This is a genomic window from Mesorhizobium sp. B2-5-3 (assembly GCF_006441005.1).
Classification (GTDB): domain Bacteria; phylum Pseudomonadota; class Alphaproteobacteria; order Rhizobiales; family Rhizobiaceae; genus Mesorhizobium.
Genome location: NZ_VFUS01000014.1, coordinates 41,118 through 64,361 on the forward strand (window position 1 = coordinate 41,118; position 23,244 = coordinate 64,361).

At 64.1% G+C, this 23,244-nt stretch carries 23 protein-coding genes and 1 pseudogene; 16 read left to right on the top strand and 8 right to left on the bottom strand.

Going from position 1 to position 23,244, the window contains the following annotated elements; genetic code table 11:
- The first annotated feature begins 20 nt into the window (after nt 1-20).
- Entirely contained in the window at nt 21-797 is a 777-nt protein-coding gene (locus FJ867_RS25050; RefSeq protein ID WP_140494546.1) for an SOS response-associated peptidase, read from the top strand.
- Nucleotides 798-862: 65 nt separating this feature from the next.
- Here FJ867_RS25050 and FJ867_RS25055 read toward each other — a convergent pair whose 3' ends face one another.
- Nucleotides 863-1,018 carry a hypothetical protein gene (locus FJ867_RS25055; protein WP_140494544.1) on the bottom strand — a complete coding sequence of 52 codons (156 nt, stop codon included), beginning with the start codon at nt 1,016-1,018 and terminating at the stop codon, nt 863-865.
- 415 nt (nt 1,019-1,433) lie between these two features.
- Here FJ867_RS25055 and cysS point away from each other — a divergent pair, with 415 nt between their 5' ends.
- The 8 genes from cysS (at nt 1,434) to rarD (ending at nt 8,629) form a co-directional block, all read left to right on the top strand.
- Entirely contained in the window at nt 1,434-2,882 is a 1,449-nt protein-coding gene (gene cysS, locus FJ867_RS25060) for a cysteine--tRNA ligase (RefSeq protein ID WP_140818854.1), read from the top strand.
- Between the two features lie 256 nt (nt 2,883-3,138).
- Entirely contained in the window at nt 3,139-3,495 is a 357-nt protein-coding gene (locus FJ867_RS25070; protein ID WP_140818891.1) for an endonuclease domain-containing protein, read from the top strand.
- Nucleotides 3,492-3,878, top strand: coding sequence for a VOC family protein (locus FJ867_RS25075; RefSeq protein ID WP_140555781.1), 387 nt, complete (start codon nt 3,492-3,494; stop codon nt 3,876-3,878). Before FJ867_RS25070 ends, FJ867_RS25075 begins: the two co-directional genes overlap by 4 nt.
- Before the next feature lie 6 nt (nt 3,879-3,884).
- Nucleotides 3,885-4,376 carry a GFA family protein gene (locus FJ867_RS25080; protein ID WP_140818856.1) on the top strand — a complete coding sequence of 164 codons (492 nt, stop codon included), beginning with the start codon at nt 3,885-3,887 and terminating at the stop codon, nt 4,374-4,376.
- On the top strand, nt 4,373-4,849 hold the full coding sequence (locus tag FJ867_RS25085) for a GFA family protein (protein WP_140520673.1): 477 nt from the start codon (nt 4,373-4,375) through the stop codon (nt 4,847-4,849). The genes FJ867_RS25080 and FJ867_RS25085 overlap by 4 nt, the downstream gene beginning before the upstream one ends.
- The gene (pip, locus tag FJ867_RS25090) at nt 4,846-5,805 is read left to right on the top strand and encodes a prolyl aminopeptidase (RefSeq protein WP_140818858.1); all 960 of its coding nucleotides are present in this window, start codon (nt 4,846-4,848) and stop codon (nt 5,803-5,805) included. The genes FJ867_RS25085 and pip overlap by 4 nt, the downstream gene beginning before the upstream one ends.
- 197 nt (nt 5,806-6,002) lie before the next feature.
- Entirely contained in the window at nt 6,003-7,619 is a 1,617-nt protein-coding gene (cimA, locus tag FJ867_RS25100) for a citramalate synthase (protein ID WP_140818860.1), read from the top strand.
- A gap of 83 nt (nt 7,620-7,702) precedes the next feature.
- A complete protein-coding gene (gene rarD / locus FJ867_RS25105) occupies nt 7,703-8,629 on the top strand; it encodes an EamA family transporter RarD (RefSeq protein ID WP_140818862.1) in 927 nt (308 codons plus the stop codon).
- Here rarD and FJ867_RS25110 read toward each other — a convergent pair.
- Nucleotides 8,607-9,603 (bottom strand): annotated as a pseudogene (locus tag FJ867_RS25110) (transporter). The gene rarD and the pseudogene FJ867_RS25110 sit on opposite strands and share 23 nt — an antisense overlap.
- Before the next feature lie 177 nt (nt 9,604-9,780).
- Nucleotides 9,781-10,071, bottom strand: a complete 291-nt coding sequence (locus FJ867_RS25115) for a muconolactone Delta-isomerase family protein (RefSeq protein WP_140494522.1) — start codon at nt 10,069-10,071, stop codon at nt 9,781-9,783.
- Nucleotides 10,072-10,192: 121 nt separating this feature from the next.
- Between FJ867_RS25115 and FJ867_RS25120 the strand changes: the two genes are divergently transcribed.
- Nucleotides 10,193-11,089 (top strand): LysR substrate-binding domain-containing protein, encoded by an 897-nt coding sequence (locus tag FJ867_RS25120; RefSeq protein WP_140520670.1) that lies wholly within the window; start codon nt 10,193-10,195, stop codon nt 11,087-11,089.
- 45 nt (nt 11,090-11,134) lie between these two features.
- On the opposite strand, the gene FJ867_RS25125 is transcribed toward FJ867_RS25120, so the two are convergent.
- Nucleotides 11,135-11,746, bottom strand: a complete 612-nt coding sequence (locus FJ867_RS25125; protein ID WP_140517827.1) for a TIGR00730 family Rossman fold protein — start codon at nt 11,744-11,746, stop codon at nt 11,135-11,137.
- A gap of 128 nt (nt 11,747-11,874) precedes the next feature.
- Here FJ867_RS25125 and FJ867_RS25130 point away from each other — a divergent pair, with 128 nt between their 5' ends.
- From FJ867_RS25130 to FJ867_RS25140, 3 genes are all read left to right on the top strand, one after another.
- Complete coding sequence (locus FJ867_RS25130; protein WP_140517828.1) at nt 11,875-13,242, top strand: LysM peptidoglycan-binding domain-containing protein; 1,368 nt, start codon at nt 11,875-11,877, stop codon at nt 13,240-13,242.
- Between the two features lie 121 nt (nt 13,243-13,363).
- Nucleotides 13,364-13,711 (top strand): metalloregulator ArsR/SmtB family transcription factor, encoded by a 348-nt coding sequence (locus FJ867_RS25135; RefSeq protein WP_140520669.1) that lies wholly within the window; start codon nt 13,364-13,366, stop codon nt 13,709-13,711.
- 25 nt (nt 13,712-13,736) lie between these two features.
- Nucleotides 13,737-15,620 carry an ABC transporter ATP-binding protein/permease gene (locus FJ867_RS25140; protein WP_140818864.1) on the top strand — a complete coding sequence of 628 codons (1,884 nt, stop codon included), beginning with the start codon at nt 13,737-13,739 and terminating at the stop codon, nt 15,618-15,620.
- Between the two features lie 31 nt (nt 15,621-15,651).
- Here FJ867_RS25140 and FJ867_RS25145 read toward each other — a convergent pair whose 3' ends face one another.
- On the bottom strand, nt 15,652-16,533 hold the full coding sequence (locus FJ867_RS25145; RefSeq protein WP_140818866.1) for an SMP-30/gluconolactonase/LRE family protein: 882 nt from the start codon (nt 16,531-16,533) through the stop codon (nt 15,652-15,654).
- A gap of 212 nt (nt 16,534-16,745) precedes the next feature.
- On the opposite strand from FJ867_RS25145, the gene FJ867_RS25150 reads away from it, so the two are divergent.
- Together FJ867_RS25150 and FJ867_RS25155 are read left to right on the top strand one after the other, a co-directional pair.
- Nucleotides 16,746-17,444 carry a phosphatidylserine decarboxylase gene (locus FJ867_RS25150; protein WP_140624543.1) on the top strand — a complete coding sequence of 233 codons (699 nt, stop codon included), beginning with the start codon at nt 16,746-16,748 and terminating at the stop codon, nt 17,442-17,444.
- A gap of 3 nt (nt 17,445-17,447) precedes the next feature.
- Nucleotides 17,448-18,266: a phosphatidylcholine/phosphatidylserine synthase gene (locus FJ867_RS25155; RefSeq protein WP_140494505.1), complete on the top strand. Its 819-nt coding sequence runs from the start codon at nt 17,448-17,450 to the stop codon at nt 18,264-18,266.
- 119 nt (nt 18,267-18,385) lie between these two features.
- Here the strand turns inward: FJ867_RS25155 and FJ867_RS25160 are convergent, their stop codons facing one another.
- On the bottom strand, nt 18,386-20,608 hold the full coding sequence (locus tag FJ867_RS25160; RefSeq protein ID WP_140818868.1) for an AMP-binding protein: 2,223 nt from the start codon (nt 20,606-20,608) through the stop codon (nt 18,386-18,388).
- Between the two features lie 134 nt (nt 20,609-20,742).
- On the bottom strand, nt 20,743-21,150 hold the full coding sequence (locus FJ867_RS25165; protein ID WP_140494501.1) for a 4-oxalocrotonate tautomerase family protein: 408 nt from the start codon (nt 21,148-21,150) through the stop codon (nt 20,743-20,745).
- 113 nt (nt 21,151-21,263) lie between these two features.
- Here FJ867_RS25165 and FJ867_RS25170 point away from each other — a divergent pair, with 113 nt between their 5' ends.
- Entirely contained in the window at nt 21,264-22,127 is an 864-nt protein-coding gene (locus tag FJ867_RS25170) for a LysR substrate-binding domain-containing protein (protein ID WP_140818870.1), read from the top strand.
- Between the two features lie 169 nt (nt 22,128-22,296).
- On the opposite strand, the gene FJ867_RS25175 is transcribed toward FJ867_RS25170, so the two are convergent.
- Nucleotides 22,297-23,199, bottom strand: a complete 903-nt coding sequence (locus FJ867_RS25175; RefSeq protein WP_140818872.1) for a DMT family transporter — start codon at nt 23,197-23,199, stop codon at nt 22,297-22,299.
- Nucleotides 23,200-23,244 lie beyond the last annotated feature (45 nt).

Genomic DNA, 23,244 nt, shown 5'->3' on the forward strand with positions numbered 1-23,244 from the left:
GGACATCAGGACCAATAGACATGTGCGGACGTTTTGCCTTGACCGCGACACCGGACCAGACAGCCGCTTTCCTCGGGCTGGCGGAGGTGGAGCAGTTTCCTACGCGCTACAATATAGCGCCGACGCAGCCGGTGCTGATGGCGATCTCAGGCCCGCCGCGGGCGCCGGGTTCCAACCTGCCGGACCGCCGGCCGATGCTGGTGCGCTGGGGCCTGATCCCCGCCTGGGTAAAGGATGTCGGCGAATTTCCGCTGCTGTTCAACGCACGCTCCGAAGGCGTGATCGAAAAGGCCTCGTTCAAAGCCGCCATGCGCCATCGCCGGGCGCTGGTGCCGGCATCAGGTTTTTACGAATGGCGCCAGGCGCGGCCCGGAGAGGCGGGCGGCAGGAAGGGGCAGCCTTACTGGATCAGGCCGCGGCATGGCGGGTTGGTCGCCTTTGCCGGGCTGGTTGAAACCTATGCGGAACCGGGCGGCTCGGAGTTGGACACCGGCGCCATTCTAACGGTCGAGGCCAATGCCGACATCGCGCATATCCATGACCGCATGCCCGTGGTGATCGCACCTGAAGACTTCACCCGCTGGCTCGATTGCCGCGGACTTGAGCCGCGCGACGTCGCCGACCTGTTGCGGCCGGCGCAACGCGACTTCTTCGAAGCGATTCCGGTCTCCGACCTCGTCAACAAGGTCGCCAACACCGGGCCGGAGATTCAGGAGAAGGGGGAGATCGGGCCCGAGCCCGAGAAGGTCAAGCGCCGGAAACCCGGCGCGGACGACAGTCAGATGACGCTGTTTTAGCAGGAACTCTGTTCGAGGTGCGGTTTGGCGCCTCGGTCCGACCCTTGGGCCGATCGCGCACTGCTTCAGGCAGCGCGGGGCGATACGATTTTCTGCACCGGCTTTTTCTTCTTCGCGGTGTGGAGCAGGGCGGCGACGATCGCGGCCGGGCCGATTGCGCGATAATGGTTTGCCAGCGCTGGTTGCTTGGCGCGGTTGGCTTCCTGCTTGCTTCGAGGCATGTGTCTCTTCCCAGATAACGTTTCCGTGTCTGCGTTTGGCGGCCGAATCCGACCAAATCGTGACGCAGGTTGATCTAGCCGGCGTATGTTTCATGACTGTGCCGACATGTTTAATAAAATGTTTCAGTGGCTGATTCCGTGTGATCGGGCGACGCATTTGCCAGTTCTGGCGTCGTTTTTCTCGGGATAAGCGACTTGACGGCAACACTGGCCAAGGCGATAAAGCCGCCTATGAAAACGTCTTTCGCCATTTGTGGCATTTGCATTATTGGCTAGCTTCGCGCTGGTCCGGACGTTTTCGCCTCATCTTCCCTAGATTGGACAAACGCCCCGGCCAGCAGGCTGGAGTCCGTTTTGCGCCTCGGCGCGGAGCTGGCTTCATCCAGGCAAAAGTTCTGAACCGGAAAGGCATGGAATGTCTGACGCATCGAAGGGCCTGCGCCTCTACAACACGCTGACGCGCGCGAAGCAGGATTTCGTCCCGATCGACGCGCTGAACGTGCGCATGTATGTCTGCGGTCCGACCGTCTACGACTTCGCCCATATCGGCAATGCCAGGCCGGTGATCGTCTTCGACGTGCTGTTCCGGCTGCTGCGCCATCTCTATGGCGAGACGCACGTCACCTATGTGCGCAACATCACGGATGTCGACGACAAGATCAACGCACGCGCACTGCGGGATTTCGGCAGCGAGATATCAGCCGGCAGACTGTCGCTCAACGAGGCGATAAGGCGGGTGACGGAGAAGACCGCGGGCCAATTCCACAAGGACGTCGCGACGCTCGGCTGCCTGGAGCCGACAGTCGAGCCGCGCGCCACCGAGTTCGTCGAGCCCCGCGCCGACGGCAAGGCAGACATGATCACCTTGATTCAAAGCCTGATCAAACGCGGCCATGCCTATGTTGCCGCAGGCGAAGTGCTGTTCGACACCGCTTCGATGCCCGACTACGGCCAGTTGTCGAAGCGAAATCTCGACGAGCAGCAGGCCGGTGCTCGCGTTGCAGTCGACGCGCACAAGAGAAATCCTGGCGACTTCGTGCTGTGGAAGTTGTCGTCCCCGGAGGAGCCGGGCTGGCAGAGCCCGTGGGGCAGGGGCCGGCCGGGCTGGCACATCGAATGCTCGGCCATGTCCGCCGCCTATCTGGGCGAGGTCTTCGATATTCATGGCGGCGGTCTCGACCTGATCTTCCCGCACCACGAGAACGAGATCGCCCAGTCACGCTGCGCGCACGGCACCGATGTGATGGCCAACATCTGGATGCACAACGGCTTCCTGCAGGTCGAAGGGCAGAAGATGTCGAAGAGCCTCGGCAATTTTTACTCGATCAACGAGCTGCTGGAGACCGAAACGTTCGGCGGCCGCAAATGGCCCGGCGAGGTGCTCAAGCTGGCTATGCTGATGACCCATTATCGCGAACCGATCGACTTTTCCGTGCGCAAGCTCGAGGAAGCGGAGAACACGCTGCGCAAGTGGAAACGCGCGGCCGATCTGGCGCCGGCGGTCGGGCAATTGCCGGCCGAGGTCGTGCAGGCGTTGTCGGATGATCTCGCCACCTACGCCGCCTTCCAGGTTTTGACCCAGTTGGCCGGCGAGGCGGTCGACTTCGGCGGCGATGGCGAAAACGCCGCAGCGGCCTCGCTGAAGGGTGCGCTTGCCTTCCTGGGTTTCGATGTGGGGGCGGCCAAGGTCGACGAAGCCGCGGTCGCCAAGGCGATCGCCAGGCGCCTGGAATTGATCGCCGCCAAGAACTGGGCCGAAGCCGACCGCATCCGCGACGAGTTGTTGGCGCAAGGCGTGCAGTTGAAGGACGGCAAGGACCCGGTCACCGGCGAACGTGTGACGACGTGGGAGGTAAAGCGGTGAGGGCGACTGTTCTTGTGGCGGGAATGGAGAGGTTGGCGCGAAGCACCCCCCTCTGTCCTGCCGGACATCTCCCCCTCAAGGGGGGAGATTGGATATCACCGAGGCTTTCGCCAATCGCTGACGTTGGAGGTTGGGTACCGTCAGCGAAACTGCCGATCTCCCCCCTTGAGGGGGAGATGTCCGGCAGGACAGAGGGGGGCGCCTCGCCGTGATCCATTATCGTGTGTCTCCTGTCAATCGAGGCAATGCGCGCAAGATGCGCAAGGCTATGACCGACGCCGAACTGAAGCTTTGGAATGAGATACGCGCACACCGACTCATGGGGCTGGCGTTTCGACGTCAAATGCCAATAGCGGGCTACATCGTCGATTTTGCTTGCCCTAACAGGAAGCTGATCGTTGAGCTGGATGGTTCTCAGCACGCCTCTCATGAGGTCTCGGCGTCTGACGCCGCGCGAACAGCCAAGCTCACAGCGCTCGGCTGGACCGCCCTGCGCTTCTGGAATGATGACGTGATCCGCGATATCGACAATGTCTGTCAGCACATCGTGATTGCGGCCGGCCTGGCTGGCGCGGAAGTGCCGGAACCAGCAACGGAGGAGTTCGTTCCATGATCGACCATCTCGGCATCGACGTTGCCGACTTTGACGCTTCGAAGGCTTTCTATGACAAGGCGATGGCGCCGCTTGGCGCCTCGCTGCTCTATATGGTGCCGCTGGAATACACCGGCGGCGCCAAGGTCGGTGGCTACGGCCGCGATCGGCCGGTGTTCTGGCTCCAGGAAGGCAAGGAGGGGCAAAAGGCCCGCCAGCACGTCGCCTTCACCGCGCGCAGCCGCGCCGAGGTTGATGCTTTCCATGCTGCCGCTCTTGCCGCGGGCGGCAAGGACAATGGCGGGCCGGGCCTGCGCCCGCACTATCATGCGGACTACTATGGCGCCTTCGTCTTCGATCCCGACGGCAACAATGTCGAGGCCGTGTGCCATGATGCGGAGTGACCTGCCATGAGCCTCGACAACCGGCCGATCTACACCGGCGGCTGCCAGTGCGGCGCCGTGCGCTTTCGCGTCGAGGGCGCACTCGGCGATGCCTCGGTCTGCCATTGCCGCATGTGCCAGAAGGCGAGCGGCAATTTCTACCTTCCGCTGGTCTCGGTGCGCGGCGCCAAGGTGGACTGGACGCGCGGCGAGCCCAAGCGCTTCCGCTCGTCGAACGCTGCCTGGCGCGGCTTCTGCGCCGAATGCGGAACGCCGCTGACGTTCGAGGCGCCGGACGGCATGGCGCTGGCGATTGCGGCCTTCGACGATCCGGCTGATATCGCGCCGACCATCCAGTGGGGCACGGAGGCAAAGCTGCCTTACGTCGATTCCATTCCAGAATTGCCGGGCGAGGATACGATGGCGGACATGGGTTCGGCCCCCTATCTGGCAGAGCTTGTCTCCTACCAGCATCCCGACCACGACACCGAGCAATGGCCGCCGGAGAAAACATCATGAGCGAGACCATTCGAACCGGCGGCTGCCAGTGCGGCGCCGTGCGCTTCCGCATCAAGGGCAAGCTTGGACGCCCGTCCATCTGCCACTGTCGCATGTGCCAGAAACAGTTCGGTTCCTTTTTCGGCGCCCTGGTGACAGCGCCGAAGGACGGCGTCGAATGGACACGTGAGGAGCCGAGCTATTTCCAGTCCTCGGTCAACATCGATCGCGGTTTCTGCGCCCGCTGCGGCACGCCGCTGACCTACCGCCAGCCCGGCGGCTTGGAGATCGCCATCGGCGCCTTCGACGATCGCTCCGACCTGGCGCCGCAGATCCAGGTCAATTACGCCGGGCGGCTGCCTTGGGTGGAGACGATCTTCGACCAGCCCGTCCACCAGGATCCAGACTATTACGCTAGGCAGGAGGAGATCATCTCCTTCCAGCATCCCGACCATGAAACGACGGACTGGCCGTCCAAAGGTTTGCAACTATGAGCTCTGAACTGCGCACGCTTTATCCCGAGATCGAAGCTTTCGAGAGCGGTATGCTCGACGTCGGCGACGGCCACCAGGTCTATTGGGAACGCTCCGGCACCAAAGGCGCCAAACCGGCGGTGTTCCTGCATGGCGGGCCGGGCGGAACCATCTCGCCAAAGCATCGGCGGCTGTTCGATCCCGATCTCTACGACGTCATCCTGTTCGACCAGCGCGGTTGCGGCAAGTCGACACCGAATGCCTCGCTGGAGGCCAACACCACATGGCACCTGGTCGCCGATATCGAGCGCCTGCGCGAAATGGCCGGCTTCGACAAATGGCTGGTCTTCGGCGGTTCCTGGGGTTCGACGCTGGCGCTCGCCTATGCCGAGACGCACCCGCAACGCGTCAGTGAGCTCGTCGTACGGGGCATATATACGCTGACCCGCCCCGAACTCGAATGGTACTATCAGTTCGGCGTCTCCGAGATGTTTCCCGACAAGTGGGAGCGCTTCCTGGCGCCGATCCCCGAGGCCGAGCGCGGCGACATGATGGCCGCCTATCGCAAGCGGCTGGTGGGGTCCGACAGAAACGCGCAGATCGAGGCGGCCCGCGCCTGGAGCCTGTGGGAAGGCGAGACGATCACGCTTTTGCCCGAGCCGGAGACCAGCGGACCGTTTGGTGAGGACGACTACGCCGTCGCCTTCGCCCGCATAGAGAACCACTACTTCGTCCATGCCGGTTGGCTGGAGGAGGGACAGTTGCTGCGCGATGCCTGGAAGTTGAAGGACATTCCCGGCACCATCGTCCACGGCCGCTACGACATGCCGTGCCCGGCACGCTACGCCTGGGCGCTGCACAAGGCCTGGCCGAAGGCGGATTTTCACCTGATCGAGGGTGCCGGCCATGCCTATTCCGAGCCAGGGATATTGGACCGGCTGATCCGGGCGACGGATCGGTTTGTGGGGAAGAATTAGTCTATGTACGGCGTTCCGTCACACCTCCCTCTGTCCTGCCGGACATCTCCCCCGCAAGCGGGGAGATTGGATGTCGCTTTCGCTTTCGCCAATCGCCGACGTTGCCGTATCAGCGCTGTCGGCAAAGCTGCTGATCTCCCCCCTTGCGGGGGAGATGGCCGGCAGGCCAGAGGGGGGTGCTCAAGCGCCTTGCCATCATGAAAAAACAAAGATTGTTTCTCTTCGACACAACACTTCGCGATGGCCAGCAGACGCCCGGTATCGACTTCTCGGTCGAGGACAAGATCGCCATCGCCAAGCTGCTCGACGAATTCGGCCTCGACTATGTCGAGGGCGGTTACCCCGGCGCCAACCCGACCGACACGGCCTTCTTTAGGGAGAAGCGCACCGCGCAGGCAAAGTTCGTCGCCTTCGGCATGACCAAGCGGGCGGGGGTGTCGGCTTCCAACGATCCTGGGCTTGCCGCGCTCGTCCAGTCGCGGTCGGACGCCATCTGCTTTGTCGCCAAGAGCTGGGACTATCATGTCCGTGTGGCGCTCGGCTGCACCAATGAGGAGAATCTGGAGTCCATCAAGGCCTCGGTGGAAGCCGCCATTGCCGCGGGGAAGGAGGCGATGGTCGATTGCGAGCATTTCTTCGACGGGTTCAAGGCCAATCCGGATTATGCGCTGGCGTGCGCCAAGACCGCTTATGATGCCGGCGCGCGCTGGGTGGTGCTGTGCGACACCAATGGCGGCACGCAGCCCTCGGAACTACGCGCAACCGTCGAAAGGGTCGTCGCCGCGGGCATTCCCGGCGACCATCTCGGCATCCATGCCCATGACGACACCGGTCAGGCGGTGGCGAATTCGCTGGCCGCGGTCGAAGCGGGCGTGCGCCAGATCCAGGGCACGCTGAACGGCATTGGCGAACGCTGCGGCAACGCCAATCTGATCTCCATCGTGCCGACGCTGGCGTTGAAGCCGGCCTTCGCCGACCGTTTCGAGACGGGGATTTCCGCCGAGGCGCTTACCGGCATTTCGCGCTTGTCGCGCGCCTTCGACGAACTCTTGAACCGCGCTCCGGAGGCGCAGGCGCCCTATGTCGGCGCTTCCGCCTTCGCCACCAAGGCCGGCATCCACGCTTCGGCGCTCGCCAAGGAACCTGCGACCTACGAGCATGTGCCGCCGGAAGCGGTTGGCAACCGCCGCCGCGTCATGGTTTCCGACCAGGGCGGCAAGGCCAATTTCCTGGCCGAGCTGAAGCGGCGCGGCATCGATGTGCCGAAGGACGATCACCGGCTCGACGCATTGATATCGGTGGTCAAGGAGCGTGAGGCCTCCGGCTATGCCTATGAGGGCGCCGACGCCTCCTTCGAGCTTCTGGCACGCAAGATGCTGCACGGTTTGCCCGAGTTCTTCCATGTCACCTCGTTCCGCTGCATGATCGAACGCCGCTTCGATGCCAATGGCCAGTTGAAGACGGTGTCGGAAGCGGTGGTCAAGGTGCTGGTCGAGGGCGAGGAGAAGATGTCGGTGGCCGAGGGGCACGGCCCCGTCAATGCGCTCGACATCGCACTGCGCAAGGATCTCGGCAAATACCAGGGCGAAATCGCCGATCTGGAACTCGCCGACTTCAAGGTGCGTATCCTCAATGGCGGCACCGAGGCGATCACTCGCGTTCTGATCGAATCGCATGATGCGACCGGTGCCCGCTGGTGGACGGTCGGCGTTTCCGAAAACATCATCGACGCCTCGTTCCAGGCGCTGATGGATTCCATCATCTACAAGCTGATGAAGAACCGGGACATGGCGGGTCTGGTGGCGGCGGAGTAAGTTTGAACCATCAGCGAAAGTCCATTGATCCATCAGAACTTTGCGATGGTCTTGCCAAGGTTACTGGGCCATAGCGTTGGGCCATGGCCGCTGAAGCAATTACCCAGGACGCAGTTTCAAAAGCCCGCCGCGGCTTCCTGCTGGCGCTGGGTGCCTATTTCCTGTGGGGTTTGCTGCCTTTCTACATGAAAGCGGTTGCGCACCTGCCGCTTGCCGAGGTGATTGCCCACCGCATCGTCTGGTCGGTGCCGATCGCCGCCGCGGTTCTGGTCTGGGCCGGCCGCACCGCGGATTTCAAGGCGGCAATCCGTTCGCCCCGCACCATAGCCATGGCGGCGCTCACGGCGGCGCTGATCTCGGTCAATTGGGGGGTCTACGTCTGGGCGATCGCCGTCGACCGCACCGTCGAGACCGCCCTTGGCTACTACATCAATCCTCTGGTCAGCGTCGTGGTCGGCGCCCTGCTGCTCGGCGAGCGGCTCGACCGGCTGCAGATCGCGGCCGTGGTGCTTGCGGCGATCGCGGTCGCCGTGCTGACGATCGAGGCTGGCAAGTTGCCCTGGGTATCGCTGGCGCTGGCCTTTTCCTTCGCCGCCTACGGTTTTTTCCGCAAGACGCTGCCGATCGGCCCCAGCCAGGGTTTTCTGCTCGAAGTGCTTCTGTTGTCGGTGCCGGCCTTGGGTTATATCGCCTGGCTGATCGCCACCGGACAGGACCATTTCGTTTCCGGCAACGGCGTCGATACGGCGTTGCTGGCCGGTTGCGGGCCGGTGACTGCGGTGCCGCTGCTGCTGTTCGCATTCGGCGCCAGGCTTTTGCGTCTCTCCACCATAGGCATCATGCAATATATTGCGCCGACCATCGTGTTCCTGATCGCCGTGCTGATCTTCAAAGAGCCGTTCGACACCACCCAGGCTGTCGCCTTTGCCCTGATCTGGGCGGCGTTGGCCATGTATTCCTGGTCGATGCTGGCGACGGCGCGCCGGGCTACATCTGCCCGAGCCGCCTGACGAAGAGAGGTCGCTCCGGCGATCAGGATCGAAACCGCGGTCACCACCCAGAAGCCTATGGGCGTATTGACCAGCGGCAAGCCGCCGACATTCATGCCGAACAGGCCCGAGATGATCGTCATTGGCAACAACACCGCGGTCATCACCGACAGCGCGTAAAGCAGCCGGTTCGACTGTGTCGTCAGCTTGGCCATCAGCTCGTCCTGCAAAAGCCTGGCGCGCGCCTGCAACTGCTCGCCATCATAGTGCAGCGTCTGCGCGCGGTGCGAAAGCCGTGCTGCCATGTCGTTGATCGAATCGGGCAGGTCGTTGCGGTGCGAATGGTCGAGATGGCGAAACAGATTGGTCAGGGTCGCCATCTGCCGGTGAATCACCACCAGGTGCCGGCGCGCATCGACGAGCGCCTGCCGCTCATTGTGCCATGCGTCGCAGACGATGCGGTCCTCGATGCCGTCGAGACTGTCGCCAAGTGCAGCGAGTTCCACCGCCATGCCGTCGAACGACTGGCCCACGACCGCCTCGATCAGCTCGGCCGGCGAGCGAAACTTGCGCGAGCCGTTCTCGATCGCCTTGCGGATATTGTCGACCGACTGCAAGGGCTGCTTGCGGGCGCCGACCAGCATGGTGTCGTTGAGGGCGAAACGGAAATGGCCGAGCCCGCCGGCTTCCGCCGAATAGTCGTGACGCAGGTCCGGCAGGTCGCCGTAAAGCCAGTCATCCTCGAGGTCGATATGGCAGCCATGGCTGGCGGACAGGAAGGCCTCGCGCACTGGCGCCGGCAGGGCCTGTTCGGCGGCGATCTCGTGGCGTGCGCGCATGTCGGAAAGCTGGTAGCTGCGCCACGTCCATTGCGCGCCGGCGGCATCCTTGGTGCGCAGGCCGTCGGCGGTGAAATGATAGATGAAGAACAGCCCATGCTCGTCTGGCAGGTAGGGCGACAGGTCGGTGCCTTCCGGGGCGAGAGCAGTATCCATGGTGTAGTGCCGGATGCATATTTCGAGCATCGCACCGCTTGGCGGCGCGTGATTGCAACATCTAGCATGGGCGGCGGGGTTTCGTGTGACGGTTCCTTGACAGCCGATCACACTCTCTCGAGCGGCCGCGTCAGTGCGGCGGCGCCTTTCGCCGCCACCGCATTGCGACTGCCGCACTTAGCGCTTCGGACCGAAACCGGGATAAGGGTTCAGCGGCACGATTGCGGCAATGTCCATCATGCCGGCCTTGACCAGCGGCAAGCTGCCGAGATGATTGCGCACGTCAGCATCGCTGGCCGCCTCGAACATCATGCCGCTCCCGGGAATGTCGCCACGGTTCCAGACCTGGCGAACCGCGCCCTGGGCGTAGAGCGTGCGCCGCTGCTCGGCCTCGCCGGGCAGCAGCGGCGCGAAATCGGCATCGGCGAATTTTTCGGTGTTGCGGGTGAGGAGGGCAAAGAACTGCATGTCGGTCTCCTGTTTGTCAGCGGTAGGTGACGGCAGGTATCGCGCTGGATAGTCAGACTGTCCAAGACTGATTAGGCTAAAGTTGAGACTTTTGAAGACTTGATGCCGCGCGGAGCAAAAAATGTTCGACTTGCGCCAGATCCGATATTTCGTCGCCGTCGCGGAAACCGGCAATGTCGGTCGCGCCGCCGAGCTGCTGCATATTTCGCAGTCGCCGCTGAGCCGGCAGATCATGCAGCTTGAACAGCAGCTTGGCGTAACCCTGTTCGAACGGGTAAAACAGCGCGTCCATCTCAATGCCGAGGGCCGCGCCTTTCTCGCCGAGGCCCGCGCGCTGCTGTCGAACGCGCGCCGGCTGGAGGAACTTGGTCGAAACCTTGCCAGCGGGTCTGTCGGGCGTCTTGCCATCGGCTATGTCGAAGGCGCCGTGCACGCCGGGCTTGTCGCCGCGATGCTGCGCCAATTCCGCCGCGACCGGCCGGATTTTCATCTCCAGTTGAGAAGCCTGCGCTCGGCGGCGCAGATCGAGGAGCTGCGGCAGCGGTCGCTGGATCTGGGCCTGGTCTATTCGCCGCCCGCCGCAGACGATCCCGATATCGCCAGCACGCCGCTGCGCCACGAGCCGCTGGCGCTGGCGATGCCCGAAGGCGATCCGCTCGCCGAAGTGGCCGATATCCAGCCGCACCATCTCGACGGCCGCGTCTGGATCACCGTCGTGCGCCAGCCCGACGACACCAATCGCGGCCAGTTCCTGGCCGCCTGCGCCAAGGCGGGTTTCCTGCCCGATATCGCCTATGAGACGGCGGACCCGTTGACCTCGCTCGGCCTTGTCAGCGCCGGCCTCGGCCTTGCCACCGTCCAGTCGAGCCTGCGCATCGCCGCGCCGCCCGGGATCCTGTTTCGGGACCTGCCATGGTTTGAGCGCAAGGTCTCGATCCATCTCGCCTGGCGGCGCCAGGATCGGCGGGCGGTAATCGATGATCTGCGGCTGGCCGGCAGTAGGGCAGTAGGGCAGTAGGGCAGTAGGGCAGTAGGGCAGTAGGTTCTGTCTTCAGCTACTGCCTTACATCTTGTCTATCACCGACTGCACGCCCTCCGTCGGCGCATCGACCGAGGAGCCTGCCACCATGATGGCGGCGACGATTGCCTCGGGGTCATTGACGACCAGCGGCTTGACCCGCTGTGCGGTGTGAATGAAGCCTTCGGTTGCCATATGGTCGATAAGCGCCAGCATCGGATCCCAGAATCCGCCGACATTGCCGAAGACGATCGGCTTGCGGTGATGGCCAAGTTGCGCCCAGGTCATGACCTCGACGATCTCCTCGACTGTGCCGATGCCGCCCGGCAGCGCCACAAAGGCGTCGGATTTCTCGAACATCTTATGTTTGCGCTCGTGCATGTTTTCGGTGATCACGAGCTCGTCGAGCCGGTCTAGCGCGGTTTCGGTTGCTTCCCTGTTGATCAGGAAGCGGGGAATGATGCCGGTGACCTTGCCGCCGGCCTTGAGCGCGCCTTCAGCGACGGCGCCCATGATGCCTTTGGTGCCGCCGCCATAGATCAGCCTGAGGCCGGAGCGCGCAAGCGATCGCCCGAGCAGGTGACCAGCCTTGACATAGGTTTCATCACGGCCCGGAGACGAGCCGCAATACACGCAGACGGATCGAATCGTATTCATGCCGATGATTGGTGATTGGGTCTGAAAGCGCGGTCAAGCCCTAAGGGCCGAGAAGTCCGGGCTTTTTCTTGTCGGTGATGGTAAAACAGGCTAGACCGGCGTTAGGTGGCTAAGGGGCAGGGAAGTAGATGGCGATCAATCCGTTGAAGGCGTTTCTGTTCGCGGCGGGTGGGACCGTTGCGGTCGCGGGAACCGCCTATGTGTCGGGCGCGCTCGACCCATATTTCAATCGCACGCCGCCGGCGGACGTCGCGGCGCAGGCTCCGCCTGTGGCGCCGAAGCCGGCCAATCCGGGCACGGAAGCGCGGCTGCCGCAGGCTGCGGCACCGTCCGCTCCCACCTCTGAGGCAACCGCGCCTGCCGTCGCGGGTCCGATCGCCCCGACCTTCGACGTGGTGCGCGTTGAAGGCGATGGTTCGATCGTCGTCGCCGGCAATGCCGCGCCCAATTCAAAGGTCGAGATCCTCAACGGTTCGACCGTGATCGGCTCGACGGTCGCTGGTCCGGATGGCGCCTTCGTCATCGTGCTCGATGATCCGCTGAAGCCCGGTGACTATACGATTGCCTTGCGCTCCACCGCCGGCGATGTGGTGACCGCTTCGGCCCAGACGGCCGTCGTCTCCATTCCCGCCAATGCGAGCGGTCAGGTGCTGGCCATGGTCGAGGAACCGGGCAAGCCGGCCGAACTGCTGACCGTGCCCCAGCCGCAGACAACACCGGAAGCGCCTGCAGCCGCGGCTCCGGCGCCAGGCGCGTCCGCCGCCATCGAAGCAACGCCTGCTCCTGCGGCGCCGACAACGCCGCCCGCGCCATCCGTGGCCGAACCCAAGATCGTCGTCGAAGCGGTCGAGATTGACGGCAGCAAGATTTTTGTCGCCGGCCTCGCCGACCCGGGCCGCAAGGTGCGCGCCTATGCCAACGACATCCTGCTTGGCGAAGCGCAGACATCGCCGAATGGCCATTTCCTGGTTGAGGCGAGGCGCGACGTACCGGTCGGCAGTTACACCATCCGTGTCGATGGCCTCGATGCCGACGGGGTGAAGGTGGTGGCCCGCGCCGCCGTACCGTTCGAGCGCGAACCGGGCGAGGCGGTCGCCGCCGTGGCGCCTGCTGGATCCAAGGCGGCCGATGCAAAGTCTGCCGAACCGTCGGCTGCCGCTGAAGCGCCCGCCAACCCGGCGGAACCGGCTCCGGCCGATGCAGTGGCCACGCCGCCTTCCGATGTGGCCGAGACTGTTTCACCTAAGCTCGAACATGCCAACGGCGCCGTGATCATCCGCCGTCACGACACGCTGTGGCGGATTTCGCGGCGCGTTTACGGCTATGGCATGCGCTACTCGACCATCTATCTCGCCAACCAGGACCAGATCCGCAATCCCGACCGCATCTGGCCGGGACAGGTGTTCAAGGTCCCGCCACGGTCTAAGGAAGGCGAGGCCGCCGACCTCAAGGCGATGGGTGACCAGATGACGACGCATTCGGCGAAGACGGAGTAGGCAAGCGTCAGCGGGGCGGCTGCAAGCCGTTCCGAAGCCGATCCTTCGCAGCCCTCCGCCTGCAATCTCCCCATCCGGCCAGCTTGCCTCGTCACTGTTCATCGTCTATCGCCGATGAACGATGACCGAATCCCTGCCTGAACAAGACCGCGCGACGAGCGCGCCAACCTCTTGCACCACCGACAGCCACTCCATCGCTGCCCGCTTCGCCGCGCTCTCGCACCCTGCGCGCATCGAGATCCTGAAACGCCTGTCTGCCAGCGGTTTCTGCTGCTGTCGGGACGTTGTCGACCACCTCGATCTCGCCCAGTCGACCGTCTCGCAGCATCTGAAGATCCTGGTCGAGGCGGGGCTGGTGCGCTTCGCGCCTGACCGCCAGCGCTCGCGCTACGAGGTGGACCAAGCCGCGCTTGCCGGCGTGTCGGCTTCGCTGAGCGCGCTCGTCGTTTCCTGCTCGACCAGCCGCTGACCCTCTCACCCAAAAGGCAAGAAAAGTGGCCGAAAAAACCGTCTCCGCCGATTCCCCGACCTTCAAGACGCTGCTTAACCTCTGGCCCTATATGTGGCCGGCGGATCGTGCCGATCTGCGGGCGCGCGTCACCTGGGCGACAATTCTGCTGGTGGTTGCCAAGCTGACATTGGTCGCGGGACCCTATTTCTTCAAATGGGCGACCGACGCCTTGGCCGGTGACGGCAGATCGACGCCGCCGCTGCCCGCCTTCCTGCTCGCCCCGGTCATGTTGGTTGTCGCCTACAATGTGGTGCGGCTCGTGCAACTCGGCTTCAACCAGTTGCGCGACGCGCTGTTTGCCCGCGTCGGCCAGTACGCTGTGCGCCAGCTTGCCTTCCGCACCTTCGTCCATATGCACCAGTTGTCCCTGCGCTTCCATCTCGAACGACGCACCGGCGGCCTGTCGCGCATCATCGAGCGCGGCACCAAGGGCATCGAGACGATCGTGCGCTTCATCATGCTCAACACGGCGCCGACCATCCTCGAATTCGCGCTGACCACGGGCATCTTCGCCTACACCTATGGCTGGAAATACGTAGCCGTGGTGGCGGTCACCGTCTGGCTCTATGTCTGGTTCACGGTTCGCGCCAGCGACTGGCGCATTTCGATCCGCCGCGACATGAACGACAGCGACACCGACGCCAACACCAAGGCGATCGACTCTCTGCTCAATTTCGAGACGGTCAAATATTTCAACAACGAGGCCATGGAGGCCGAGCGCTTCGACCGCTCCATGGCGCGCTACGAGATGTCGGCGACGAGAATCTGGACGTCGCTCGGCTGGCTGAATTTCGGCCAGGGCGTCATCTATGGGCTGGGCACGGTCATCGTGATGTGCATGTCCGCGCTCGAAGTGCAGCGTGGCACGCAGACCGTCGGTGATTTCGTCTTCATCAACGCCATGCTGATGCAGCTCTCGGTGCCGCTCAATTTCATCGGCTTCATCTACCGCGAGATTCGCCAGGGCCTCACCGATATCGAGCAGATGTTCGACCTGCTCGACGTGCCGCAGGAGATCGTCGACAAATCTGATGCCAGGCCGCTCGCGATCGAAGCCGGCAAGGTCGAATTCCGTGACGTGCATTTCTCCTACGACCCGAACCGCAAGATCCTGAAAGGCATCAGCTTCGAGGTGCCGGCCGGCAAGACGGTCGCCATCGTCGGTCCTTCGGGCGCGGGCAAGTCGACCATCTCGCGGCTGCTGTTCCGCTTCTACGACATCCAGTCGGGCCAGGTGCTGATCGACGGCCAGGATGTCAGGGAGGTGACGCAGGAGAGCCTGCGCGCGGCGATCGGCATGGTGCCTCAGGACACCGTGCTGTTCAACGACACCATCGCCTACAACATCCGCTACGGCCGCATCGGCGCCAGCGAGGAGGAGGTGCGCAAGGCGGCCGAACTCGCCCAGATCGGCCCCTTCATCGAGCGGCTGCCCGAGGGTTACCGCTCGATGGTCGGCGAGCGTGGTCTGAAGCTTTCCGGCGGCGAGAAGCAGCGCGTGGCGATTGCCCGCACCATCCTCAAGGCGCCGCCGATCCTGATGCTCGACGAGGCGACCTCGGCGCTGGACAGCCATACCGAACAGGAGATCCAGGCCGCGCTCGACCTGGTCAGCCGGGGCCGCACCACCATCGTCATCGCCCACCGGCTGTCGACGGTGATCACGGCCGACGAAATCATCGTGCTCAAGGACGGCCGGATCGCCGAACGCGGCACACATGCCGATCTGATGCGCAAGCACGGGCTTTACGCCTCGATGTGGGACCGCCAGCGCGAGGCGACCGAAGCCGAGGAGCGTCTGCGCATCGCCCGCGAAAGCGACGAACTGGGTGTGGTGGTGCGCAGGCGCACGTCGGAGCTGTCGTAGCGGCGTTGGCTATCTCCATCGCTTTCGCCAATCAGCGTGTGCCCGAAATGTAAGACGGCCATCCCGCGCCAGGCGAGGAAACAGCGACGCCCAGCACCTGACCAGTGCGGGCGTCGCTCGACATGTGGTCGAAGCCGCGCCATTCGGCGACGGTGATGAACAGCGTCCTGCCGTCGACACCGCCCAGCATGCAGGCGAAGCAGCCGCGATCGGCGGTCACGGTCTGCATCACTTCACCGCCTTCGCGTACCTGCGCACAGCGCTTGTTGGGAACATCCGCGTACCAGACCGCCCCTTCGGCATCGAGGCAGATGCCGTCGGGATAGCCGTCGACATCGGCCCACACCCGCCGATTAGCCAGAGTGCCGTCGGCGGCTATGTCGAAGGCGGTCAGCCGGTTGGAGTGGGATTCGGCAATGATCAGCGTCCTGTTGTCCGGGGTCACAGCCATGCCATTGGCAAACGCGATATTCCCAGCCACTTGCCTGGCCGTCCCGTCCGGCGTGATCAGCACGATCGTGCCCGGGCCGAAATGCTGGCCGGGTGCCGGCGCCGGGCCGCCGCCATTGACATAGATATTGCCGCGCCCATCGACGACGATCTCGTTCCAGGGGCTTTTCGAAAGGTCGCGCAGATCGGCATGGGTGACGAGCCTGCCATCCACCTCCTGCCTTAGCAGCAGGCCTTCGCGGCCTGAAATCACGAGCAACCTGCCATCCGGCAGCCAGTCGATGGAGTAGGGCAGGACCGCTGGCACGGTGAGCATCACCCTGCTCTTGCCCTCGTCGCTCACGGCGACGATCTCTCCGGTACCCCAGTTGCAGAGCCACAGGCGTCCCTCATGCCAACGCGGCGATTCCCCGAAAGCGAGGCCCTTGGCGATAATCTTGGCGTTCTCGGCAACGGATGACATTGGCTGGCTCCTTGGCTGCGTGACCCACGTCACCGTTCCGAAGGCGTCGCGGGGCACTGTCCTGCCAAGGACGGGCGAGCGTATGGCTTGCCGACATGGCGGCCGACAATTCTAAAAGGCTACTGCGCGCCCCTCCTTCCCCATTGTCGCGTTGCGGGCAGAGGGTGTTTCGGTTATTGAGGCCGGACCTGAAACAGGGACTGCCCCATCCCATGAGCCTTGTCGATACGGTCAAGAACGCGTTCGTACCGATCCATCGCGAGGGCTATCCGTTCATCGCCGCCTTTGGCGCGGGCACGCTTTTCCTCGGCTATTTCTCCTCGATCCTGTTTTGGATCGGGCTCATCCTCACCGCCTGGTGCGCCTATTTCTTCCGCGATCCCGAGCGGGTGACGCCGGTCGACGACCGTCTGGTGGTGAGCCCCGCCGATGGCGTCATCTCGGCGGTCGGCCCGGCCGTGCCGCCGCGCGAGCTTGGCCTCGGCAATGCCGAAATGACCCGCATATCGGTGTTCATGAACGTCTTTTCCTGCCACGTGAACCGCGCCCCGGTGCGCGGCAAGATTTCCCGTATCGAGCATCGGCCGGGGAAATTCCTCAATGCCGAACTCGACAAGGCAAGCACCGAGAACGAGCGCAACGGGCTGGTCATCGACAGCCCCAACGGCACCGTCGCGGCAGTGCAGATCGCTGGCCTCGTGGCGCGGCGCATCGTCTGCTGGGCCGAGACCGGCGGCTCGATCGCCATCGGCGAGCGTTTCGGCCTGATCCGCTTCGGCTCGCGCGTCGACGTCTTCCTGCCGGAGGCGGCGACACCACGCGTGGCCGTCGGCCAGACGGCCGTCGCCGGCGAAACGGTGCTGGCGGAATTCGGCGGTATCGCCGCCACGCCTCTCGTGCGGATCTCCTGACCGGTGGGCGCGCCGTTCAAGAAATTCGAGGCGCATGCCAGCGGCGGCCCGCGCATCCGCGAAATCCCGATGCGCATGGTGCTGCCCAATCTGGTTACGGTGCTCGCCATCTGTGCCGGCTTGTCCGGCATCCGCTTCGCCTTCGAGAACCGCTTCGAGCCCGCGGTGGTCATGGTGCTGCTCGCCGCGTTTCTCGATGGCATAGACGGCCGGCTGGCGCGGATGCTGAAAGCGACGTCGAAATTCGGCGCGCAGATGGATTCGCTGGCCGACATCGTCAATTTCGGCGTCGCGCCGGCGCTGGTGCTTTACGCTTTCCTGCTCGACCGCGCGGGATCGCCGGGCTGGATTGCCGCCCTTTTGTTCACCATCGCCTGCGGCATGCGGCTCGCCCGCTTCAATGTTCTTGACGAGGAAAAGGCCGAGCGGCCGGCATGGCAGACCGAATATTTCGTTGGCGTACCGGCGCCGGCGGGCGCCGTGCTGGTGATGCTGCCGCTTTATCTGTATTTCCTGCGGCTTGGGCTGGAGCCCGGCCGCCCGGCCGCCTTCATCGCCACCGGCTTCACCGTACTGGTCGCCTTCCTGCTGGTCAGCCGTTTGCCGGTCTATTCGGGTAAGAGCGTCAAGGTGCCGGGTGACAAGGTATTGCCGGTCATCCTGGGGGTCGTGCTCTACATCCTGCTCTTGATGACCTATCCCTGGTACACGCTGACGGCCTCCGTCGCCGGTTATCTCCTCTTCCTGCCCTTCAGCGTGCGTGCCTATTCGAAGCGCGCCAGGCTGGAAGGCGAGCAGGTGCCGCCTTCGGATATAGGATAACGCTGTTATCCCTCTTTGAAGGCGGGGATGTCGCCGAAGGCGACAGAGGGTGCATTTGAAGGCCAGCGCTTTGCGCCCGGGCCTGCGATTTAGGCGAGACAACCCTTCAGGCCGTTCGCCTACGCCGCCGCACTCAGCCCCAGACGATCGATGGCCAGTCTGCGGGCCGACACGTAGTCGGTCTTGCCCGAGCCCAGCGCCGGGATCTCTTCCACCTTGACGATGTCGTTGGGCACCATCAGTTCGGCCGCCCCGGCCTTCTTGCCGAATTGGCGCAGTTCCTCGGCACTCGCATCGTCGGCGGTGGTCACCAGCACGATGCGCTCGCCGCGCCGTTTGTCGGGCACCGCCACGGCGGCATGGCGCTCTTCCGGCCACAGCGACTGCACCAGCATCTCGACCGCACCCAGCGACACCATCTCGCCGGCGATCTTGGCGAAACGCTTGGCCCGGCCGCGAATGGTGATGAAGCCCTCGCGGTCGACCGAGACGATGTCGCCGGTGTCGTGCCAGCCCTCGAGCCGCTGCAATTCGCCCGGTCGGTCGGCGGTCATGTAGCCCATCATCATATTCGGGCCGTCGAGCCACAGACGGCCGGCGCCATCGATGCCGTCGACGGGTTCGAGCTTCATGCGGATGGCCGGCAGCAGCCGCCCGACGGTGCCGTCGCGGCTATGGATGGCGGTGTTGACGGCAACCACGGGCGCGGCCTCGGTCAGCCCAAAGCCTTCGATGATCTCGGCCTGGAAACGCTCGCGATAGGTGCGGCGGGTTTCCGGCTTCACCGCTTCGGCGCCGGCGACGACGAAGCGCAGGCTGGAAAAATCGCCGTCCTTGGCGGTGCGCGCGTAATTGGCGAGGAAAGTGTCGGTGCCGAACATGACCGTCGGCTTCACCTTACGGGCGATCTCGGGGATGATCTTGTAATGGAGAGGCGAAGGGTAAAGGAACAGCTTTACGCCTGTAACCAGCGGCAGGATGGTGCCGCCCGTCAGCCCGAAGGAGTGGAACACAGGCAATACGTTGAGCAGGATATCGGCCGGCGAGATGGTGATACGGGCTTCCGCCTGCATGGCGTTGGCGTAAAGGTTCTTGTGCGACAGCACCACCGCCTTCGGCGTGCCTTCCGAACCGGAGGTGAACAGGATGACCGCGGGTTTGGCCGCGTCCTGGCGCTGCAGCGGCCAGCGCCACAGCAAGGCGGCGGTAAGCTTTTCCAGCGCTGTCACGCTTGCGCGTGTATCCTCCAGCCAGAGAAATTTCGCGCCGCCCTTTTCGACCGCCGTCACGATATCGCCGAGGTCGGCCTTCTCGATGAAGGCGCGGGAGGAGACGACCGTGCGGATCACCGCCGTGCGGATGGCGGCGGTGACGCTGGCCGGACCCGCGGTGTAGTTGATCATCGCGGCCACCCGCCCGGCCGAGAGCAGCCCGACCAGGGACAGCACCACGCCATTGGCGTTGGGCAGGAGCAGGCCGACCGCTTCGCCGGGCGCCGTCACCGCCTCGAAACGCCTGCCCAGCACGCGCGCGCCGATGAACAGTTTTCGATAGCTGAGCGCGCCCGAGACGACGTCCTCGATGATCGGATGGGATGCGCCGACCCTGGTTGCGGCATCACGCATGGCCAAGAACAGGCCGCGATCGAGATCGGCGGCTGCGAAGCGCGCCTCGGCGAAGCGGTCGAACAGCGCGTTGGTGTTCGAGGCCTGGTCGGGAATGCGCGCCACCAGCTCGGCGATGGTCATTGGTTCCAATGCGCTGATCGACAGGCGCGGGAACCAGCGCCGTGGCACGATGCTGGCCGGCGTCAACGAGACCGGAAGGTCGCGGGCGCCGCCGACGAAGATCGGCACGATGCGGGCATCGGCCTGCATGGCGATGCGGGTGACAGCGCGAAACAGCCGGAACGACTTGACGTCGGGCTCGACCGCGTCCGGCAGGTAGACGGCAAGCCGGCCCTTGCCCTTCAGCACGCGCACCAGCCTGCGGCTGACGAAGACGTGTTCGGCGTTGAAGGCGATGGTGCGGCCAAGCTCGCGCCACGGCTCCAGCCATGGTGCCCTGGCCGAGGCTCCGTCGAGGATGTGCAGCGTGTCGTCAGGCAGCAGCGACAGCATCAGCGCCGGTTCGAAGTGCGACTGATGTGAGATGACATAGATGACTGGCGCCGCCGCATCGCGCGCGATTGCGATGCGGCTGTCGCTGATCCGGTAGGCGAGCTTGAACGGCACGTAGAGCAGCGCCTGGGTAAAGCGCAGGCCGAGGCGGAACTTTTCCATCACCCCGATCAGCAGCCAGGCCACGACCAGACCCGCAAGCAGCGCCAGTGTCAGGATCATACCGCGTCTCTCCCAACGTTCCTTGCACCTCGGCTCTGCGGCCGCTTCGGCAAGAACCTAGACGATGTGCGGGCAAGGTCAATGAGGAAGGCCTCCTGCGCCTCTCACGAAGGGAAGGGCAAAAGCGGCATCCTTTACGCCGCCTTCAGTCTCCCGCTGATGAAGCGGAATTCCTGCGTTTTGCCGCCATAACCGTAGGCGGCGGCCGGCACTTCATGGACAAAGGCGTAGCTTTCTTCGTGCACGGACCCGAGCAGGCGCCCAAAGGCGGCGAAGATCGCCTTGAGATAGGCTTCCAGCTCGAGTTTGGTGTTGGTGCCGTCGACCACCTTGATGTCGAGCCAGAACGTATTGGTCCCATGCTCGGCCAGCGACGTGCCGCCGGCGAACCAGTGCTGCGGATCGAGATAAGAGACGGCAACCGCCGTTATGGTCGGATCCTTGCGAAGGTGCGTGGCGGTGAGTTCGGTCGCCTCCTTGGCGATCCTGGCGGACAGCGTCGCGTCGGGCTTCCCGGTGACGCTGACGTTGATGATGGGCATTGTCCTTCTCCTTGGTTCTGGCGGCCTCTGTCAGCCGATGACGCAACCCTGTCACCAACCAGGAAACATGAAAATCGAATTGTTTTCAGAGAATACTTCGATAATATCGAATTATGAAAACGCTCGATCCCGACCTCTTGAGGACATTCCTCGCCTTCGCCGACGGCGGCTCGCTGGCGCAGGCGGCCTCTATCGTCGGCCGTTCACCGTCGGCTGTGACGGCGCAGATGCAGCGTCTGGAAGAGGCTGTCGGCGAACCGCTGCTGGCACCGCAGGGCAGGGGCCGCAGCCTGACGCCGACCGGTGAGGAGCTTGTCGGCCATGCCCGGCGTATCCTTGCAGCGCATCGTGAAGCCTGGCTCGGCCTGAAGGGCGCAAAGGCCGATGGACGCATCGCGATCGGCACGACACAGGATTTCGCCGACAGCGGCTTGCCCGATCTGCTGCGTGCTTTCGCCGAAAGCCATCCGCGTGTCAGGATCGAGCTGCGCGTCGGCCGCTCCGCCGAGCTGGCGCAAGCCCTTCAGGGCGGTAGCCTGGATCTGGCGATCGTTATGCGGCAAGCTGCGACGCCGGACGAAATCGGCATGCTGCGCGAGCCGATGATGTGGCTCTGTTCGCAAAAAGGACTGGCAGCGCGACAGGACGAGTTGCCGCTTGCACTGCTCGATCCGCATTGCGGCTTCCGCGAAGCGGCTATCTCGGCGCTCGATGCGGCCGGCCGGCGCTATCGCATCGCGGCCAGCAGCGCGAGCTTGGCCGGCCTGCGCACGGCGGTCAAGGCCGGCATCGCGCTGACGCTGCGCACCGCGCGCTTTGCCCATTCCGGCATCGTCGAAGCACCGCGCACGTTCGACCTGCCGCCCGTGCCCGTTGCCGAATTCGCCATCCGGCTGCGCGCCGATGCCGAGAACCCGGCGCGGGATCTGGCCGCACTGCTCGGCACCGGCCTGGCTGTGCCAGGACTTTTTGGCTGACAGCCGCCTGTCGTCCCGCGCGGGGCCAAAGAAAAAGCCGACCTTGCGGTCGGCTTGGAGTAGGACGGACCGAGGGGTTTGGGGGGACTCGGGGGGTGGTCCGTCAGCTCAACAATGCCTGAACGGGATGATGGTTCCGTGACTGCGCAAATTTTTTTGGGCTCGGCTTTCACAACGGCCCTGGCGCTTGTTGCTGCTTTGCCGACAGCCAGTCGCGGCCGGCATGGGCAAAGACCGCGCAAAGCACGATTGCGCCGCCGATCATGCTGGCCATGGGCGGTATCTCGGCCAGGAAAAGGAAGGCAAACAGGATCGCGAACGGCACTTCGGCAGAGCCGAGCAGGCCGGATTCAGCCGCCGGGATGAGCCTCGCGCCTTCCGTCCACAGGATCGAGGAGAGTGCGAAGCTCGAGCCGAAGGCGACGAGCAGCACGGCATCCCTTGCCGAGACGGCAAGCGGGTCGGTGACGAACCAGCCGAGTATGAACAACAGCAGGGCCGAGACCGCGCCTGCCCAGACCGCCGGCGTGTCGCGGAAGGCGCGCACCATGATCATGTAGAGCGCGCTGCCGATCGTCATCAGCAGCGCCAGCCCGTCTCCGAACAGATTGCCAGTGCCGAAGCTCGACCAGACCATGACCGCGACGCCGCAAAGCGAGAGGGCGGCGGCTAACATCGTCTGCAGGCGGAAGGGTTCGCGCACCAGCAGGAGGGCGAGCAGCGCGGCAATGAAAGGCGACGTCGCGTAGATGACCGTGACATTGGCGACGAAGGTGAATTTGAAGGCGCAGATGAAGGCGATGCTGGCCAGCGCGCCTTCCACCGCCAGCAGCCAGCCGCGCCAGCCGAGCCGCAGCGTTTGGCGGTTGCCGGAGCGGTGGCGGCGCCACAGCACATAGAGGCTGATCAGGATCGAGCCGACGAAACCGCGCCAGCAGGTGATGGTCAGCGGATCGGCATGGATCGATTTGGTCAGCACGCCGGTCAATCCGAACACCGCCGCCGACGACGACACCAGGATGATGCCAAGTGTCCGTTCTGCGGTGTCGGTGGCGGCTGCTACATCGGTCATGAAAGCCAATTTACGTGGTTCTGTCCTGACATCGTAGTGTCAGAA